Source organism: [Erwinia] mediterraneensis, from assembly GCF_900604315.1.
GTDB lineage: Bacteria > Pseudomonadota > Gammaproteobacteria > Enterobacterales > Enterobacteriaceae > Pantoea > Pantoea mediterraneensis_A.
Map to the genome: position 1 here is coordinate 388,237 of NZ_LR026978.1, position 17,584 is coordinate 405,820.

Consider the following 17,584-nt stretch of genomic DNA (forward strand, 5'->3'; position numbering starts at 1 on the left):
TGCTGCCCCCCTGCGTTGACTGACTGAAGACAAGCTTCTTTTTCGCATCTTTTTCTCAGCGAAACCGCTACACTTCCTCGTGTTGTTTACAGACACAAGGGATTCGTCATGTCTGCTTCGCATGCCCAACGCTTAAGTGAAACCCGCCATCGTATCCTGACGCTACTGCTTGATGAGCCTCAGCTGACAGAGGCGCTGCTGGAAAAGCCCGACGCGCCGCTGAGCCCGGCTCATCCTGCGCAACGCGCACTGGAAGAGGATATTGCTCAGCTGCATGCTGCTGACCTGGCCGATATTCTGGAAGCGTTGCCTGAAGAGGCGCGTCAGGCGTTGTGGCGGCTGATCCCTGGCGAGCGGCGCGGCCGCGTGCTGGTGGAAGCCTCCGAAAGCGTCTGGGAAAGCCTGACGGAAGAGATGAGCGACCGCGATATTCTGCGCGCCATTGAGCCGCTGGATATCGATGAACAGGTCTGGCTGGTGCGCTACTTACCGCGCGATCTTACCGGACGGCTGCTCACCTCGCTGGCACCCGACCAGCGCGCCCGCGTCCTCAGCGTCGTGCAGTTCGATCGTGATCGTGTCGGGCGGATTATGGATTTCAATATCCTTACCGTACGTGCCGACGTCACCCTGGCTACGGTGCAGCGCTTTTTACGCCGCAAAAAACGCATTCCGGAAGGCACCGATAAAATCTTTATTACCGACAAAAATAACCAGCTGCTGGGCGATCTGGCGCTGAGCGATATTCTGCTGAACCCGCCGCAAACGACTGTTGCCGCGGTGATGAACCCCACACCCACTACCTTTCAGCTGGATGATAAAGCGCAAGATGCCGCCGGTGCGTTTGAGCGTTATAACCTTATCTCCGCCGCGGTAATTGACGCGCAGGGCAAGCTGATTGGCCGTGTCACCGTTGAAGAGGTAATCGATCTGGTCAATGAAACCAGCGAAAGCAATATTCGCAAAATGGGCGGGATCAGCGAGGAAGAGGATGTATTCGCCCCGGTGCGTAAAGCGGTACGCAAGCGCTGGGCCTGGCTGGCGCTCAACCTCTGTACCGCCTTTATCGCTTCCCGGGTAATTGGCCTGTTTGAAGCGACCATTTCGCAGCTGGTAGCGCTCGCCACCCTGATGCCCATCGTGGCCGGTATCGGCGGCAATACCGGTAATCAGACCATCACCATGATCGTGCGCGCCCTGGCACTGCATCAGGTGGAACCCGGCAACTTCTCCTTTCTGATTCTGCGCGAGCTGGGCGTGGCGCTGCTGAACGGCCTGTGCTGGGGCGGCATTATGGGTGTAATGACCTGGCTGCTCTACCATAATCTGGCGCTGGGCGGCGTGATGATGCTGGCGATGGTGCTGAATCTGCTGCTGGCGGCGCTGATGGGGGTGCTGACCCCGCTGGTGATGACCAGAATGAAACGCGATCCAGCCGTGGGCTCCAGCGTGCTGATCACCGCCATTACCGATACCGGCGGTTTTTTTATTTTCCTGGGTCTGGCCACGCTTTTTTTGCATCAGCCCGGCGCGGGTTGACGGCTGCGCCCGCCTGACCCATGCTGCAACAAACTGCCTGACAAGAAAAACCACGGAGAAAGAAGATGTTTCAACCTGATGATATTGTGCAGTCAAAAACCGGCGGCCCGAAAATGCTGGTACTGCGTGTGGAGGGCGATACGCTCTGGTGCGCACGCATTGATGATACGACAAAGAAAGAGATTGAAGTGCCAGCAGACAGCGTGAGCCGCTATCACGAAGAAGGCGACTTCGGCGTTTGCTGAGGTGCGGATCAGCCCCGTCGACGACGGGGCGCTTTTGCAGCGTTACTCTTCCTGCTGCCCATCCGGCGTTTTATTCTTTTGCAGATTGTCGCCCCCCAGCCCGCCGATAAAAGGCAAGCGCAGACGCAGCGGGGCAAAATCGATACCGAGATTGAGCCCAAGCACATTCACTTCAATGCCCTCTTCCCGCGCCAGGGTTAATCCCAGCACGCCAAGGAGAGAAGCCTGAACGCCGCTGCCGGAGGAGGATAAACCGATTGGCCGCCACAGCGGGCGATAATCTTTGCCAATGGCATTTGCCGGCAGATCCAGACGCAGCGCCGGTACTTCGCGGCCAATATGCGCCAGGAAGGTGTTGCTGTTGGGACCTGGCCAGGCGTGATAGGTGTGCGGCCAGGGATAGCTTTGAATCGCGCTTTCGATTTGCGGGATCATCGCTTCAGCGCCGGTCCCACGATGTTCAATCAGCAGTCGCGGCTTTGACCCATACCAGAAGCCATCAGGCAGCGTATAGTTATGGCGTACCACATCCCTGCTGCCCCAACTCACCACCTCATAGCGGTGGTAACGGGTTTCCCCTGCCCGCTTGAAGATAATCCAGGGATGCACCGCTACCGCCCCTTTCCAGCCGTAGGTTGGCGCAGCGTAAACCTGCACAATGGCGGTGTCGCTCAGACGATGTGGGTCGGGCGCGATGCCCGCCGAATCACGCCGCGCTGACCACCATCCGCCCTGACCGCCTGGCTCGCCGTTACGCGTCGCCTGCGCCAGGCTCTGCCCCAGCGACAGCAGCACAACCGCGATAAAAAGCAGAGAAAACAGTTTAAGAAAGGTCATAGTGGTGCGTGATTCCTGTGGTAAGGGAAGAAATGGCTATGGGAGTGATCAGACGAACGGTGGCGCCCACACTGCGGGGCGGGCAATAATCATACAGCAAGCCAGCCACGCTGTCCCTGGCCCGCTTACACCTTATGTGCGGTTTTTGTACAGCGCTGTGCTGCCGCACTTACTCAGGCCTGTGTCTCAGGCCAGCCAGAATCAGTGCGATGACGCCTTCAAGTCCCTGCATCTGTAGCGCAGGCGGTCCCCCGTTCACCACCATATCGGGGTGATGGTAGCGGGCGGTGGCATTCAGAACCGCGATGGCCGTTGCCTGCGCATCCTGCACGCCCGGTAACGAGCCATTCGCCCAGCCTGCGGCAAGAATAGCCGCCAGCTGTGCCCGTAGCAGTCCATTGTGTTCATGCAGCACGTCGGGCTCCTCACGCACGACCTGCGCTGCCGCCGCGAGCAGTTCAGCATCTTCCGTCACCTTGCGCTGTTTAATTACCGCCAGGGTTTTCAGCCACTCCACCAGACGTTCATCGGCGGGGGCATCCTTAGCGGCAATAAATCCCGTCTCTGTGGAGATACGATGCAGCCAGCGCCGGATCACCGCTGCACGCAGCGCCGCCTTGCCTGGCACGTGGCGGTACAAATTGCCGTGGCTCATCTTCATGGCGCGCGCCACGTCGACCACGTTCAGCTTCTGCAACCCGTGGCGACGAAGCAGCATTTCGGCGCTGTCCAGAATGCGGGTAAGCATCTCCTCAGCGTCAGCAGCGTTCGGCGTCATCATTTGCGCACCATAAAACGTTCACCCTGCACCGCATCGCGCGGCACCACCTGTTCAATCACCACCAGCGCCGCCGCTGAAAGCTGCAAAGGAGCGTTCAGCGCCTCTGTCAGACGCGCCACGGTACGAGCGCCAACCAGCGGAATAATCTCTTCGCCCTGACTCAGCACCCAGCCGATCGCTGCCTGCGCTACGGTAATGCCCTCACTGTCGGCAACCCGGGCGAGTGCCGCCGCCAGCTGCCTGTTTTGCGTCAGATTTTCGCCCTGAAAGCGTGGATAGTAAGTGCTGCGGACATCGCCTTCGCCGTTCCCGCTGCTGCCGGTGAGCAGGCCGCGGCTGAGCACGCCATAGGCGGTAATACCGATGCCCAGCTCGCGGCAGAGCGGCAGTATCTCCTGCTCCATATCACGAGAGAGCAAGCCATATTCATACTGTAGAGCGGTGATCGGCCAGGCGGCGTGAGCCCGACGCAGCGTTTCGGCATCGACATTCATCAGGCCGACGTAACGGATATAGCCCTGACGCACCATCTCCCCCATCGCACCGACCGTTTCTTCAACCGGCACGGCGGGATCGAAGCCGGTCATATAAAGATCGATATGATCGCTATTGAGACGGCGCAGCGAATAAGAGAGCGCATTTTTCATCGTAGCGGGACGGGCATCGATTCCCAGAAATGCGCCATCGGGCGCGCGCAGCGAGCCAAATTTCACCTGAATAAACGCCCTGTCGCGCCGACCGCGCAACGCCTCGGCCAGCAATAACTCATTGTGCCCCATGCCATAGAAGTCGCCGGTATCGAACAGGGTGATACCGGCGTCAAGGGCCGCCGCGATAGTATCCAGTGAGTTCTGGCGATCGGCATGACCATAGAACTCGGACATCCCCATACAACCAAGACCCAGCGCTGAAACGGTGGGACCGTTGGCACCCAGCTTACGTGTTGCGAAAGTCATCAGATTACCTCGTGCTGCAGGACCGGAGCTCGACCCCGGTGTAATAATGACAAATGACATTTTTCTGATTTTGTCACCAGCACACAGTACACCGATATATGACCAGCACTTGAACAGAGTCTGCTGGTCAGGGTACCGCCGAAGATGCGCCCACCGTCGCAGCCTCTGACTTTGCTGACGGCCGGACGCGATACGCACCCGGCAAAGGTGAACGTGGCGCTGGCAGCGTTGAAGGGATATTTCGCAGAGCTCGCAAGGGCAGCCAGGTGATACTGACACATAGTCAGCATCCACGAGCAAGAGGCCGGGCGTGACCGCCATCTGTATGTTGACAGGCGGCGGTCACCAGCCACCATTCCGGTTATACATCGGCCTCACTCATCCAGAGCTCGGCATCTGCACCCGCCGGAATATATAACGGAGCAGTGGGGTCGGTCGCTGCGCGCCAGACCGCGGCGGCTACATCGGACGCATGGGTCACGGGACCATTCTCCTCCTGGACGTTTTTTACGAATTGCTGCAGCATCGGCGCATAATCCGCTTCGTCCATGCCGCGCACATGCGGGCGGGCATTGGCACTGAAGTGGGTTTCCGGCGAGCGACCGGGCAAAACGAGGTGTGCGCGCACGCCGAACGGGGCCATTTCCAGCGCCAGCGATTCGGTAAAGGCGTTGACGGCCGCTTTGCTGGCCCGATAGACCCCGACGACCGGCAATGTTTTGAGCGTTACCGAGGAGGTCACATTGATGACCACACCAGCCCGGCGCTGGCGCATTTGCGGTACCACAGCCTGTACCATCGCCAGGGTTCCGATGGTGTTCGTCTGAAACAGGGCATGCGTTGTTTCCGGTGACGTCAGCTCAACTGGCGCGGGCGCCCCGAAACCGGCATTGTTGACCAGCACGTCGATCGGACCGGCTGCCTCTACTACCTGCGCGATACTCGCCGGCGCGGTGATGTCGAGCTCAAGCAGACGAAGCCGATCGGAAACCGGCAGTAAACCTGCGTGAGGCGTTCGCATCGTGGCAATCACATCCCAACCCTTTTCAATAAACAGCTTCGCGGTTTCCAGGCCAAAGCCGGATGAACAACCCGTAATCAATATGGCAGGCATAAGCATCTCCACTAAAAGTTAACGCTTTTATAGTAGTGGCAGAGAGCTGGACGTAATATAGTTTAAAGTCGCGATTGATTTAGAATGAGTCCTGATTATGACCATCGATCCGCTGGCGCAAATCGTCACCTTGCTGCAGCCTGCTGCCCGTTTTTCCAAGCTGGTGGAAGCTGCCGGTTCATGGCGGATTCATCGCGAGGAGACGCGCGAACCGCTCTATTGTGCCATCCTGGAAGGAAGCTGCCGTATCACCTTTGGCGGTAATCAACGGTTCGTTCTGCAGGCTGGCGACTTTATACTTGCCCCGGCAATGCGTGACATGGTCAACGACAGCCTCAATGCACCGGATGACCTGCCCGCAACAGTGCCGACACGGATCAGCGAGGGGCATTTTCGCATCGGACGCCAGCAGGGGCCTGCCGATCTGCGTATGCTGATCGGGCATTGCAGCTTTGGTGCAACGGATGCCGCACTGCTCGTCTCGCTGTTACCCGACGTGATTGTGGTGCGCGGTCAACCCCGGCTTACCACGCTGATACAACTGATCGGTGAGGAAACACGCGAACAACGGGCGGCAAAAGCCCTGGTGCTGGCGCGGCTTCTTGAGGTGCTGTTGATCGAGGCATTGCGATGCGGAACGGAAACCACCTCCGCACCAGGTCTAATCCGCGGCCTGGGTGACGAACGCCTCGCTGCAGCGCTGCGCGCCATGCACACCCGCCCGGATCATACCTGGACAGTTGCCGATCTTGCCACCGAAGCCGCCCTGTCCCGTTCCGCCTTCTTTGCCAGATTCAACCGCATCGTCGGCCTGCCGCCCATGGAATATTTACTGACCTGGCGTATGGCGCTCGCAAAACAGTTATTACGGGGCCAGAAACTCACTACCGAGCAGGTCGCCGTAAAGGTGGGGTACCGATCGGCAAGCAGTTTCAGCATTGCATTTGCACGATACGTCGGTATGCCCCCAGCCCGTTATGCACGAACAGTAGCCCCGAGCCCTTCTGCGCTTCCACAACCGGGCAACGAGGATAAACCTCTCCTCTTTGCCGATCGGCCCTTTGGTTAAATTTTTCGCACCATCAACGAGCATGGCGCTGCGTCTGTAGATATCGGTCACTCGTTGCCTGTCGGCTACTGATCCAGCTTCAAGCGCGGCGGCAGAGCGACGTAGTGCTCTTTGCCGTCCGTCATTGGCGCGTGCGGATCAGCACCTTGCCGCGTGCATGACCGGTCGCGAGTTTTTCGAGCGCGGCGCGCGCGTCATCCAGCGGAAAGATCGCATCGGTAATGATCTGCAACTGCCCTGCCTGAAATTGTCTGACCGCTTCGGGAAGCGAAGGCGTCGCGCTTTGAAAAAATACGGCCTCGCCGATACGCCCGTTTCGCGATTCGATGCCGAACTCCACCAGCGTTGCGATGCGTCCACCCTCACGCAACACCGGCCATGACTTCTCGAGTGTTTCGCCGCCGATCGGATCAAGCACAAGATCGATATCGCGCAGTTGCGTGAAGTCCTGCGTACGGTAGTCGATGACTTCATCGGCGCCGAGGCTCTTCACCAGTTTGACGTTGCCTGCCGATGCGGTGCCGATCACATACGCGCCCGCCAGATGCGCTTGCTGCACAGCCATACTGCCGACACCGCCAGCCGCCGCGTGGATCAGCACGCGTTGTCCGCCCTGGAGGCGGCCCGAATCGAACAGCGCCTGTCGCGCGGTGCCGAATGCGGTCGGCAAGGACGCGGCCTGCTCGAAGCTCATCTCCGAAGGCATCGCACACAGATCGCTGGCGGCGATCACCAGACGTTGCGCAAATGCACCGCCAGCGCCGGGCATGCTGCGGCCGAACACACGGTCGCCCGGTTGCAGATGCGTGACCTGCGTGCCGACCGCCTCGACCACGCCGCTGAAGTCATTGCCGGGAATGTAGGGAAGAGCAACCGGGAAGACTTGCTGCATATAGCCCGCGATGATCTTCAGGTCCAGCGGATTGAGGCCCGCTGCTTCGATACGGACAGTGGCCTCGTCGGGATACATATCGCGTAGCGCGGTCTCGCCGATGCTGACGACATCGGGACCGCCGAAAGTATTGATAAGTGCTGCTTTCATGGCTTTTTCCCAGGGTTTCAAGGAGACAGGGATGTCGGTAATCGGCACGTTCAGGCTTGTGCCGGAAACTGGCCGAGCTGAAGGAACAGCCCGAACCAGTCCTCCATATGCCACGTGGTGATCACGCGCCTGCCGTCCAGCGTGTGGAATTCGTGCAGACGGAAACTGACCTGCTTGCCGGTCGGGGCGATGCCGAACAGTTCACCCCGATGCGTGCCGGTGATTTCCGCGCGCACCGCGATTTGTCCCGGTACCTGGATCATGTCGTGAATGACGATGCGCACATCGGGAAATGCCTGCGCGAAGCTGCGGATGATCGGCTTGATACCTTCCGGTCCCCGCCCCTGGCCCGGCGCGAGCGGAATGTCGTCCCAATCAGGGGCGAGCACAGTGTCGACAAGATCGGGATCGTTATCATTGAAGGCGCGGTACAGCGTTTCTACGGCCAGGCGCTCGATGCGCAGGCGCCCGGCGAGTTGATGTTCGGCGACGTTCATAATGGGCTCTCATGGTTGCGTCACGGTTTTGTCGCCGTGACGTTGTGAGTGGAATTGACCGGAGTGTGCGCTCCGCTATAGAATTCGTCCAACAAATAAACTATATAAATGATTATTTGAATTATGGATTTTCATGGGATCGACCTGAATCTGCTGGCTGCCTTCGATGCTTTGATGCGCGAGCGCAACGTCACCCGTGCGGCGACGCAAATGGGCGTGAGTCAACCAGCCATGAGCGCGGCGCTGTCGCGGCTGCGTGAGTTGCTCGGCGATCCGCTGTTCATGCGCAGCGCCAGTGGTCTGCTGCCCACGCCACGTGCGCGGGAACTGGCCGATCCCATTGCGCAGGCGCTGCGGCAAATCGAAGCGACTTTAGTAAAAAAGCCAGAATTTGTACCCGGAAAGGCGGCCTTCGCGTTGAATCTGGGTTTGTCGGACTACCCTGCCTTCGTGCTGCTGCCCGCGCTGCTGGAAGCGCTCGGTGAACAGGCGCCGGGCATCGCGATCAACGTGCATGCGTTCAATGACCGCGACGATGCGGTGAACCTGCTCGATGCGGGTGTGATCGATGCGGCTATCGGCGTACCGCCCACGCATCCGGAAGGCCGGATCCTCACGCGTCCGATCCTGCGCGACGAGTTCGTGACGATTGTCGCGAGTCAACATCCGGCGGCACGGCGTGGGATGAACATGAAGACGTATCTGTCGCTGCCGCATGCGCTGGCGTCGCCGGAAGGGCAACGGCATGGGCTGGTGGATCAGGCGCTCGCGCAGCAAGGCAAGCAGCGCACGCTCGCGCTGACGCTACCGCAGATGTTCGCTTTGCCGTCGGTTGTCGCGCGCACGGGGATGACCGCTACGGTCATGAAGCGGGTCGCGCTCAGCTCCCCCGCGGGCCACAAGCTCGTATTTTTCCCGCCGCCCATACCGTTGCCAGAGATAGTCTTTCACTTGATTTGGCATCGGCGCAGCGAAGGCAATCTCGCGCAGCAATGGCTGAGAGCGCTGATTGAGTCAGTAGCACAAGCGCTATGAAGCGGTGTTGCGAGAGCGGGCGATCATCGATGACCCGCATGTTGTCTTGCGGCCCATAGTGGCCGATGTTGAGCGTCTCGCGGCGGCCGTTAAGACGGTAATAGCCGCGAAAGGTGACGGTACCGCCAGGCGATACCGTCACTTCTGGTGCCAGACTATTCCACTGACTGGCGATAGCCACCGATAGCCACTACATCGCATTTTTTTAAATCAATGCGTTGCAACAGATTTCCGATAGCTGACGATGCTCCCCGAAAGGCCTGGCGTCACTCCCACTCAATCGTCGCGGGCGGCTTGCCGCTGATGTCATACACTACGCGGGAGATGCCGTTCACTTCGTTGATAATGCGGTTTGAAACGCGGCCGAGGAAATCGTACGGCAGGTGCGCCCAGTGCGCGGTCATAAAGTCGATGGTTTCTACCGCACGCAGCGAAACCACCCAGTCATATTTCCGGCCATCGCCCATTACGCCTACCGAGCGCACCGGCAGGAAGACAGTAAATGCCTGGCTGACTTTGTTATAGAGATCGGCGCGGCGCAGCTCTTCAATGAAGATGGCATCGGCACGACGCAGCAGGTCGCAATACTCTTTCTTCACTTCGCCCAGTACGCGCACGCCAAGGCCCGGCCCCGGGAACGGATGGCGGTAGAGCATATCGTACGGCAGACCCAGCTCGAGACCGATTTTGCGCACTTCGTCTTTGAACAGCTCTTTCAGCGGCTCGACCAGGCCCAGCTTCATCTCTTTCGGCAGACCGCCCACGTTGTGGTGCGATTTAATGACGTGCGCCTTACCGGTTGCTGATGCTGCCGACTCAATCACGTCAGGATAGATAGTGCCCTGCGCCAGCCATTTCACGTCGGTGAGCTTGCCAGCTTCTTCATCGAACACCTCAACAAAGACGCGACCGATGGTTTTACGTTTCGCTTCCGGATCGTCAATCCCTGCCAGCGCATTTAAAAAGCGCATTTCGGCAGGCACATGGACAATATTCAGACCAAAGTGGTCGCCAAACATCTCCAGCACCTGTTCCGCTTCGTTCAGACGCAGCAGACCGTTATCCACAAAGACGCAGGTCAGGCGGTCGCCAATGGCGCGATGCAGCAGCATGGCGGTGACCGAGGAGTCGACGCCGCCAGAAAGACCGAGGATCACTCTGTCGTTACCAATCTGTACGCGCAGACGTTCAACCGCATCTTCAATGATTTTTGCCGGTGTCCACAGCGCTTCACAGGCACAGATATCGCGGATAAAGCGTTCCAGCATACGCAGCCCCTGACGGGTATGCGTCACTTCCGGATGGAACTGTACGCCGTAAAAATGCTTCTCTTCGTTTGCCATAATAGCGAAGGGGCAGGTTTCGGTGCTGGCAACGGTGACAAAGCCTTGCGGGATCGCCGTGACTTTATCGCCATGGCTCATCCAGACATCCAGCAGCGGTTTGCCGTCGGCGCTGATGGCATCTTCAATATCGCGGATCAGGGCGCTGGGGGTTTTCACTTCGACCTGAGCATAGCCAAATTCGCGCTCGCTGGAGCCTTCCACTTTGCCGCCCAGCTGCATCGCCATGGTTTGCATACCATAGCAGACGCCCAGCACCGGCACGCCAGCGTTAAAAACATACTCCGGCGCACGCGGGCTGTTCAGCTCCGTGGTGCTTTCCGGGCCGCCAGACAGGATGATCCCGTTCGGGTTGAACTGGCGAATCTGCTCTTCGGTGACATCCCACGCCCAGAGCTCACAGTAGACGCCCAGCTCGCGTACACGACGCGCAACCAGCTGCGTATACTGCGAACCAAAATCGAGAATCAGAATGCGGTGTTTATGAATATTTTCCGTCGTCATTAAGGCATTTCCAGGGCGATAGACTAAATAATGAATTCGCCCGGCAATCGCCGGGCGCTAAATCTCAGGGATCAGGATCCCATGCGGTAGTTCGGTGACTCTTTGGTGATGGTCACATCATGGACGTGACTTTCCTGAATACCGGCGCCGCTGATGCGTACAAATTCCGCTTTGGTACGCAGCTCATCGATGGTGGCGCAACCGGTCAGGCCCATACAGGAGCGCAGGCCGCCCATCTGCTGGTGAACGATCTCTTTCAGACGGCCTTTATAGGCGACGCGGCCTTCGATACCTTCCGGCACCAGCTTATCGGCGGCATTATCGGTCTGGAAGTAACGGTCAGAAGAACCTTTGGACATCGCGCCCAGCGAGCCCATACCACGGTAAGATTTGAATGCGCGCCCCTGATAGAGTTCGATTTCACCTGGTGATTCTTCAGTACCCGCCAGCATCGAGCCGACCATCACGCAGGCGGCCCCTGCCGCGATCGCTTTAGCGATGTCGCCGGAGAAGCGGATACCGCCATCGGCGATGACCGGAATACCGGTGCCTTCCAGCGCGGCAACCGCGTCAGACACGGCGGTGATCTGCGGTACGCCGACGCCGGTGACGATACGGGTAGTACAGATGGAGCCCGGGCCGATACCGACTTTCACGGCGCTCACGCCCGCTTCGGCCAGCGCCAGCGCGCCTGCACCGGTAGCCACGTTGCCGCCGATAATTTCCAGATCGGGATATTTGGCGCGCGTCTCACGGATACGCTGCAGCACGCCTTCGGAGTGACCATGGGAGGAGTCGATCAGCAGCACGTCGACCCCGGCCGCGACCAGCGCATCCACACGTTCTTCGTTACCGGCACCGGCACCCACTGCCGCGCCTACACGCAGACGGCCATGAGCATCTTTACAGGCGTTGGGTTTACGTTCGGCTTTCTGGAAATCTTTGACAGTAATCATGCCCAGCAGATGGAAGCTGCTGTCGACCACCAGCGCTTTTTCCACGCGTTTTTCGTGCATTTTCTGCAGAACCACTTCGCGCGCTTCGCCCTCTTTGACCGTCACCAGACGCTCTTTCGGCGTCATTACCGCAGATACCGGCAGGCTTAAATCGGTAACAAAACGCACGTCACGACCGGTGATAATGCCCACCAGCTCGTTATCTTTATTCACGACCGGGTAGCCCGCAAAGCCATTACGCTCGGTCAGCGCTTTGACTTCGCTCAGCGCCGTGGTTGGCAGCACGGTTTGCGGCTCCGTCACCACCCCGCTTTCATGTTTCTTCACCTTGCGGACTTCATCCGCCTGGCGTTCGATAGACATGTTTTTATGGATAAAGCCAAGGCCGCCTTCCTGCGCCAGTGCGATAGCCAGACCCGCTTCGGTCACGGTATCCATAGCCGCAGAGAGCATAGGAATATTCAGACGGATGTTTTTGGTCAGTTGGGTGCTGAGATCGGCCGTATTAGGCAGAACAGTAGAGTGGGCAGGAACGAGCAGAACGTCGTCAAATGTCAGGGCTTCTTTAGCGATTCTTAGCATGGCAATATCTCAACCTGGGGTGAATGAGAACAGATAAAATATTGCCGCGGCATTATACAGGCCGTAATCGATTGCCTCCAGCTTTTTTTCAGGAAAAGTCTTGATCCCCTCTGCCAGCCATGTAGTATCGGTTAATTAACCCGCTGATTTATTATTTGATCCTCATCACATGTCGCTACCGCCAACCGCCAATATTTTTACCGTCAGTCGCCTTAACACCACGGTGCGCCAGCTGCTGGAAAAAGAGATGGGGATGGTATGGCTGAGCGCCGAGATCTCTAACTTTACGCAACCCGCCTCCGGTCACTGGTACTTTACGCTGAAAGATGATGGCGCCCAGGTGCGTTGCGCGATGTTCCGCAACAGCAACCGACGCGTCAGCTTTCGCCCGCTACACGGGCAGCAGGTTCTGGTGCGCGCTACCATCACCCTGTATGAGCCGCGTGGCGACTATCAGCTGATTGTTGAGAGCATGCATCCCGCCGGTGAAGGTCTGCTGCAGCAGCAGTTTGAACGACTGAAAGCGCGGCTGGCTGCGGAAGGGTTGTTTGAGCAGCAGCATAAACAGCCGCTGCCCGATCCGGCGCATCAGGTGGGGGTTATCACTTCCGCCACCGGCGCGGCGCTGCATGATGTGCTGCGCGTGCTGCATCGCCGCGATCCCTCGCTGCCGGTGGTGATTTACCCTACCGCTGTCCAGGGCGTGGATGCGCCTGACGCTATCGTGCGCGCGATTGAGCTGGCTAACCTGCGCCAGGAGTGTGATGTGCTGATTGTCGGGCGTGGCGGCGGTTCGCTGGAGGATCTCTGGAGCTTTAACGATGAACGCGTCGCGCGCGCCATCTTCGCCAGCCGCATTCCCGTTGTCAGCGCCGTGGGTCACGAAACCGATGTCACCATCGCCGATTTCGTCGCGGATTTACGCGCCCCTACCCCTTCTGCCGCGGCTGAACTGGTCAGCCGTAATCAGATTGAGCTGCTGCGCCAGCTGCAGTCACAGCAGCAGCGGCTGGAAATGGCGATGGATTACTATCTGGCCCGCCAGCAGCGTCAATTTACCCGTATTCATCATCGTCTGCAGCAGCAGCATCCGCAGCTGCGCCTGGCGCGCCAGCAGACCAGCCTGTTTCGTCTGCAGCGGCGGCTGGATGAGGCTGTGGAGAGCCGCCTGCGTCTCGCCATGCGACAGCAGGAGCGTCTGACGCAGCGTCTCAGCACGCAACAGCCGCAGGCCCGCCTCTGGCAGGCGCAGCAGCAGCTGCAGCAGTGGCACTACCGTTTACAGCAGGCGATGGGTACGCAGCTCAGTCAGAGCAAACAACGTTTCGCCACGCTGGCGGCGCAGCTGGAAGGCGTCAGTCCTTTAGCCACGCTGGCGCGAGGTTTTAGCGTCACCACCGCCGCTGATGGCCAGGTGGTGAAGAAGACCGCTCAGCTGCATGACGGCGATCTGCTGCGTACGCGGCTCGATGATGGCTGGGTGGAGAGTCAGGTAACACGTATCCAGCCGGAAAAAGCGCGCCGCCGCTAAGCACAACCCATACGGGACAACTATACTTTCTGGCACCTTTACCGTGCCGGGAGCCTGGTATGTCTTACTGCGTTATCCCACCCTACATTTTGCGCAAAATCATCAATAATGGCTCTGCCCATCAGCAGGATTATGCGCGTCGCACCCTGATGCATGTTCAGCATCTGATGGCCACTCACTGGCAGAAGCCTGCTGCCCCGCCTGCCGCCAGCGCCGGTCGTGTTGAGCGGGAAATTTACGATGCCCAGAACACGCAAAATCTGCCGGGCACCCTGATTCGCCAGGAAGGCCAGCCCGGCAATAATGACGTGGCGGCGGAGGAAGCCTGGAACTACCTTGGCGTGACGTACGATTTCTTCTGGCGCAACTATCAGCGCAACTCACTGGATAATCAGGGACTCGCGCTGCGCGGAACCGTGCATTATGGCAAGGAGTACCAGAACGCGTTCTGGAACGGCCAGCAGATGGTGTTCGGTGACGGTGACGGCGAGATCTTCAATCGCTTTACCATCGCCATCGATGTAGTCGCCCATGAGCTGGCTCACGGTGTTACGGAAAGCGAAGCGGGTCTGATCTATTTTTCTCAGGCGGGTGCGCTCAATGAGTCGCTGTCAGATGTGTTTGGCTCGCTGGTGAAACAGTATCATCTGAAGCAGAGCGCCGATCGGGCAGACTGGATTATTGGTGAGGGCCTGCTGGCCGCCGGGATCAACGGGCGCGGGCTGCGCTCTATGTCCGATCCGGGCAGCGCCTATGACGATCCGATGCTGGGCAAAGATCCGCAGCCTGGCCATATGAACGATTATATCGAAACTCGTGATGATAATGGCGGCGTGCACCTTAACTCCGGTATCCCTAATCGCGCCTTCTGTCTGGCAGCAAAAGCGCTGGGCGGCTACGCCTGGGAACTGGCTGGTCGCGCCTGGTACGACACCCTGTGCGATAAGGAACTGCCGCAGGATGCCGATTTTGCTACTTTTGCCCGCTTCACCATCCGCCACGGCCAGCAGCGCTTCAATCAGTCCGTTGGTCAGGCGATTGAGCAGGCGTGGAAAGAGGTTGGCGTGTTATGAAATCACTGCCTGAACTGACCGACGATGCCATTGTGCAGCTGGCGCGTGAAGGAGGGTTTGCCTGGATTCCCAAACTCAACCCTGAGCGCCGCTTTATGCTGGGTCAGCTGCCGCAACCGCAAAAAGAGCGCGTCTGCCATATCCTGCGGCAGGCGCTGCCGTACGGTGAGCCCCAGGAGGAGAGCGGCAAGGTTGGACGCGGCGATCAACGCTATTTTCGTATCCAGATTACCTACGCCACCCATAATGAATCGGGGTCACTGGTGATTCTGATACCGGAACAGGTTGCGCCGCCGGAGCTGGAGGCGCTCTGGCGTGATGGAGAATAACCGCGCGGTTAATGCCTGAAACCGGGTGAGCGGCCTGATTGACGGGTGAATCAAATTTGAGCAATCTGAAAGTGAGCGAGAAGCCAACTGCTTTAAGGGGCAAGAGTTGGTGGAAGAACGCCACAGAAGCCCTAAATTCTGTGTCAGGTGAAACCACACACCTCCCGCCTGAAAGTGTAAAACAAACAGGCCACAGCTTTTCGGGCCGCCACTCTCTGGCGGCTTTTTAATGCCTGCGATACAGCAAATTACCCTGCTGATGTTTGTTCAGGCTCTTTGCCTCAGTATGCATACAGTTCCAGAGAACTTTCCCTTCCCATGGCGCGGCCACAACGAGCATTTGCTGTTTCTGCTTGTAGGTACCAATAAACAGATAACGAACCATTAGATCATCACAGGGCGTTTCCCATATTTCATAAGGATATTCAGGGGTATCAAGCGCCAGAAGTACATAGCGTTCACGTGCATCGAGACGCTTTTCCACGATATGGATCAGATTCTTTCGCAGAATAGAGAGGGTGCCGATAAAGGTTCTTTTGGAAACATAAAGCATATCAGGAGAAACAAAGCCCATATGCAACTCAAGAAGAGCGACAGCATCTTCAACGCTCCTGGCTGCCACGATTTCAGGCGCAGGGTCTCTCCTGTATTTACTGTCAGGTTCTCTTAAAACAGGAAGCCCTGATTCCCTGAACCCGGTCAAACCTTTTATTAGCCCGTGCCATCTCATCTCTGTGCGCTGGCTTGTCAGCATACGGGCTTTTTTACGCCGATCCTGTACCGTCTGGTCTATATAAATTCTCAAGGTTCAGAGATAACCCCCCTCTGGCTACGCAGGGTCCTGCTGTGGCGTCCAGGTCAGTACGCCCGCGATCCCGCCTTTGCCGCCATCTTTGGGATGGTTAATACCATCAACCACCTTAACAGATGGGAAATCGAAAGGGGAAACCCCGGCAATACAGGCGACATTGACGCCATATTTTTGCGGGTCAGAGCGACGCTGGTGGAAGGTATAGATGCCACACACTGAACAGAAGTAGTGCGCGGCTACACCAGTATTAAAACGGTACTCGGTAAGCTTGTCTTCTCCCTGAGTTACTTCGATTTTCGCCGCCGTAACCACTACTGCGCCGCGCATGCGGCAAAAGGAGCAGTTGCAGCGCTGGGCCGTGTTCAGCCCGTCAGGAAGTTCAGCGTTAAACACCACTGCGCCACAATGGCACTGAGCAGACACTTTACTGGTCATGGCAATCTCCCGTCGCTGTTCGTTCTGTGCTATCGCCGGATGGCAGTTTGCATCCCTTTCGGCCGGCGTCAGCGAATGATAAAAGTCCCGAGAGCGATGACCGTGCACGCCAGCATCTTGCGCAGAGTCAGACCCTCTCCCAGAAAAAAGTAACCAATCAGAGCGGCAAATAACACGCTGGTTTCACGTAATGCCGAGACCGCCCCCATGGGCGCGCCGGTCATCGCATAGATCACAATGCCATAGGCCAGCAGCGAGACCAGTCCTCCCATAAAGGCGGCGGTAAATCCAGGCCGCAAGGTAAACAGACTCTTTGCGCCCCGCAGCGCGATATAAACCGTTGGCATCAGAATGCCCCAGAGCGCGGACATCCATAGCGTGTAGGCCAGCGGCGCGCCGGAGAGGCGCACGCCGATGCCATCCGTTACGCTGTAAGCGGCAATAAAACAGCCGGTGCCCAGCGCATATGGCAGGCTGGGTACCGCAATGCGTCGTCCGCGGAAGGCAAGTGAAATAATGCCGCCCGAAACCAGCAGAATGCCGACCAGTGCGCCGATGCCAGGCGTTTCCCCGGCGAACAGCGCCGCCGCGAGCGTAATCAACAGCGGTGAAGAGCCGCGCGCTACCGGATAGGTCTGGCCGAGATCGCCCGCCTGATAGCTCTTCACCAGAAACAGGTTATAACCGACATGCAGCAGTGCCGACAGCCCCGCATAAAACCAGCTGGCTTTATCCGGCAGCGGCAGAAACCCGATCAGCGCAACGCTGGCGAGCGCGACCGCCAGACACATAATGGTCATCGACCAGAGTTTGTCTGCTCCGCTGCGTAACAGCGCATTCCAGCTGGCATGCAGGAGTGCGGCAAGAAGGACGAGTAAAATAATGTCATAAGGCATAACGCATAC

The 17,584-nt window shown here is 58.3% G+C and carries 18 protein-coding genes; 7 read left to right on the plus strand and 11 right to left on the minus strand.

The annotated features are described in order from the left end of the window. Positions 1-108: 108 nt before the first annotated feature. Positions 109-1,539 carry a magnesium transporter gene (gene mgtE, locus E0E17_RS01720; RefSeq protein WP_130831005.1) on the plus strand — a complete coding sequence of 477 codons (1,431 nt, stop codon included), beginning with the start codon at positions 109-111 and terminating at the stop codon, positions 1,537-1,539. A gap of 65 nt (positions 1,540-1,604) precedes the next feature. Continuing rightward, positions 1,605-1,784 carry a GDFGVC terminal motif YodC-like protein gene (locus E0E17_RS01725; RefSeq protein ID WP_130831006.1) on the plus strand — a complete coding sequence of 60 codons (180 nt, stop codon included), beginning with the start codon at positions 1,605-1,607 and terminating at the stop codon, positions 1,782-1,784. Positions 1,785-1,826: 42 nt separating this feature from the next. On the opposite strand, the gene E0E17_RS01730 is transcribed toward E0E17_RS01725, so the two are convergent. The 4 genes from E0E17_RS01730 to E0E17_RS01745 form a co-directional block, all read right to left on the minus strand. Next, positions 1,827-2,621 (minus strand): DUF3750 domain-containing protein, encoded by a 795-nt coding sequence (locus E0E17_RS01730; protein WP_130831007.1) that lies wholly within the window; start codon positions 2,619-2,621, stop codon positions 1,827-1,829. Positions 2,622-2,790: 169 nt separating this feature from the next. After that, the gene (locus tag E0E17_RS01735; protein WP_130831008.1) at positions 2,791-3,402 is read right to left on the minus strand and encodes a TetR/AcrR family transcriptional regulator; all 612 of its coding nucleotides are present in this window, start codon (positions 3,400-3,402) and stop codon (positions 2,791-2,793) included. Continuing rightward, positions 3,399-4,358, minus strand: coding sequence for an aldo/keto reductase (locus tag E0E17_RS01740; protein WP_130831009.1), 960 nt, complete (start codon positions 4,356-4,358; stop codon positions 3,399-3,401). The genes E0E17_RS01735 and E0E17_RS01740 overlap by 4 nt, the downstream gene beginning before the upstream one ends. A 361-nt stretch (positions 4,359-4,719) precedes the next feature. Then, a complete protein-coding gene (locus E0E17_RS01745) occupies positions 4,720-5,472 on the minus strand; it encodes an SDR family oxidoreductase (protein WP_130831010.1) in 753 nt (250 codons plus the stop codon). Between the two features lie 97 nt (positions 5,473-5,569). Here E0E17_RS01745 and E0E17_RS01750 point away from each other — a divergent pair, with 97 nt between their 5' ends. After that, positions 5,570-6,541, plus strand: coding sequence for an AraC family transcriptional regulator (locus E0E17_RS01750; protein WP_130831011.1), 972 nt, complete (start codon positions 5,570-5,572; stop codon positions 6,539-6,541). Between the two features lie 121 nt (positions 6,542-6,662). Here E0E17_RS01750 and E0E17_RS01755 read toward each other — a convergent pair whose 3' ends face one another. Both E0E17_RS01755 and E0E17_RS01760 read right to left on the minus strand, forming a co-directional pair. Beyond that, entirely contained in the window at positions 6,663-7,583 is a 921-nt protein-coding gene (locus E0E17_RS01755) for an NADP-dependent oxidoreductase (protein WP_130831012.1), read from the minus strand. 50 nt (positions 7,584-7,633) lie between these two features. Continuing rightward, positions 7,634-8,080 carry an ester cyclase gene (locus E0E17_RS01760; protein ID WP_130831013.1) on the minus strand — a complete coding sequence of 149 codons (447 nt, stop codon included), beginning with the start codon at positions 8,078-8,080 and terminating at the stop codon, positions 7,634-7,636. Between the two features lie 123 nt (positions 8,081-8,203). On the opposite strand from E0E17_RS01760, the gene E0E17_RS01765 reads away from it, so the two are divergent. Beyond that, positions 8,204-9,115, plus strand: coding sequence for a LysR family transcriptional regulator (locus E0E17_RS01765; RefSeq protein ID WP_130831014.1), 912 nt, complete (start codon positions 8,204-8,206; stop codon positions 9,113-9,115). A 266-nt stretch (positions 9,116-9,381) separates the two neighbouring features. On the opposite strand, the gene guaA is transcribed toward E0E17_RS01765, so the two are convergent. Together guaA and guaB are read right to left on the minus strand one after the other, a co-directional pair. Beyond that, positions 9,382-10,962: a glutamine-hydrolyzing GMP synthase gene (guaA, locus tag E0E17_RS01775; protein ID WP_130831015.1), complete on the minus strand. Its 1,581-nt coding sequence runs from the start codon at positions 10,960-10,962 to the stop codon at positions 9,382-9,384. Positions 10,963-11,033: 71 nt separating this feature from the next. Continuing rightward, positions 11,034-12,500, minus strand: coding sequence for an IMP dehydrogenase (guaB, locus tag E0E17_RS01780; RefSeq protein ID WP_130831016.1), 1,467 nt, complete (start codon positions 12,498-12,500; stop codon positions 11,034-11,036). Between the two features lie 169 nt (positions 12,501-12,669). Between guaB and xseA the strand changes: the two genes are divergently transcribed. The 3 genes from xseA to E0E17_RS01795 are packed head-to-tail and all read left to right on the plus strand — an operon-like array spanning position 12,670 to position 15,433. Beyond that, positions 12,670-14,031 (plus strand): exodeoxyribonuclease VII large subunit, encoded by a 1,362-nt coding sequence (xseA, locus tag E0E17_RS01785; protein WP_130831017.1) that lies wholly within the window; start codon positions 12,670-12,672, stop codon positions 14,029-14,031. A 59-nt stretch (positions 14,032-14,090) separates the two neighbouring features. After that, positions 14,091-15,104 (plus strand): M4 family metallopeptidase, encoded by a 1,014-nt coding sequence (locus tag E0E17_RS01790; RefSeq protein ID WP_130831018.1) that lies wholly within the window; start codon positions 14,091-14,093, stop codon positions 15,102-15,104. Continuing rightward, positions 15,101-15,433: a protealysin inhibitor emfourin gene (locus E0E17_RS01795; protein WP_130831019.1), complete on the plus strand. Its 333-nt coding sequence runs from the start codon at positions 15,101-15,103 to the stop codon at positions 15,431-15,433. The genes E0E17_RS01790 and E0E17_RS01795 overlap by 4 nt, the downstream gene beginning before the upstream one ends. A gap of 226 nt (positions 15,434-15,659) precedes the next feature. Here E0E17_RS01795 and E0E17_RS20175 read toward each other — a convergent pair whose 3' ends face one another. The 3 genes from E0E17_RS20175 to E0E17_RS01810 form a co-directional block, all read right to left on the minus strand. Continuing rightward, complete coding sequence (locus tag E0E17_RS20175; RefSeq protein WP_237680750.1) at positions 15,660-16,187, minus strand: PBECR2 nuclease fold domain-containing protein; 528 nt, start codon at positions 16,185-16,187, stop codon at positions 15,660-15,662. A 75-nt stretch (positions 16,188-16,262) separates the two neighbouring features. Continuing rightward, a complete protein-coding gene (locus tag E0E17_RS01805) occupies positions 16,263-16,679 on the minus strand; it encodes a GFA family protein (protein ID WP_130831020.1) in 417 nt (138 codons plus the stop codon). A gap of 68 nt (positions 16,680-16,747) precedes the next feature. Continuing rightward, complete coding sequence (locus E0E17_RS01810; RefSeq protein WP_130831021.1) at positions 16,748-17,575, minus strand: EamA family transporter; 828 nt, start codon at positions 17,573-17,575, stop codon at positions 16,748-16,750. Positions 17,576-17,584 lie beyond the last annotated feature (9 nt).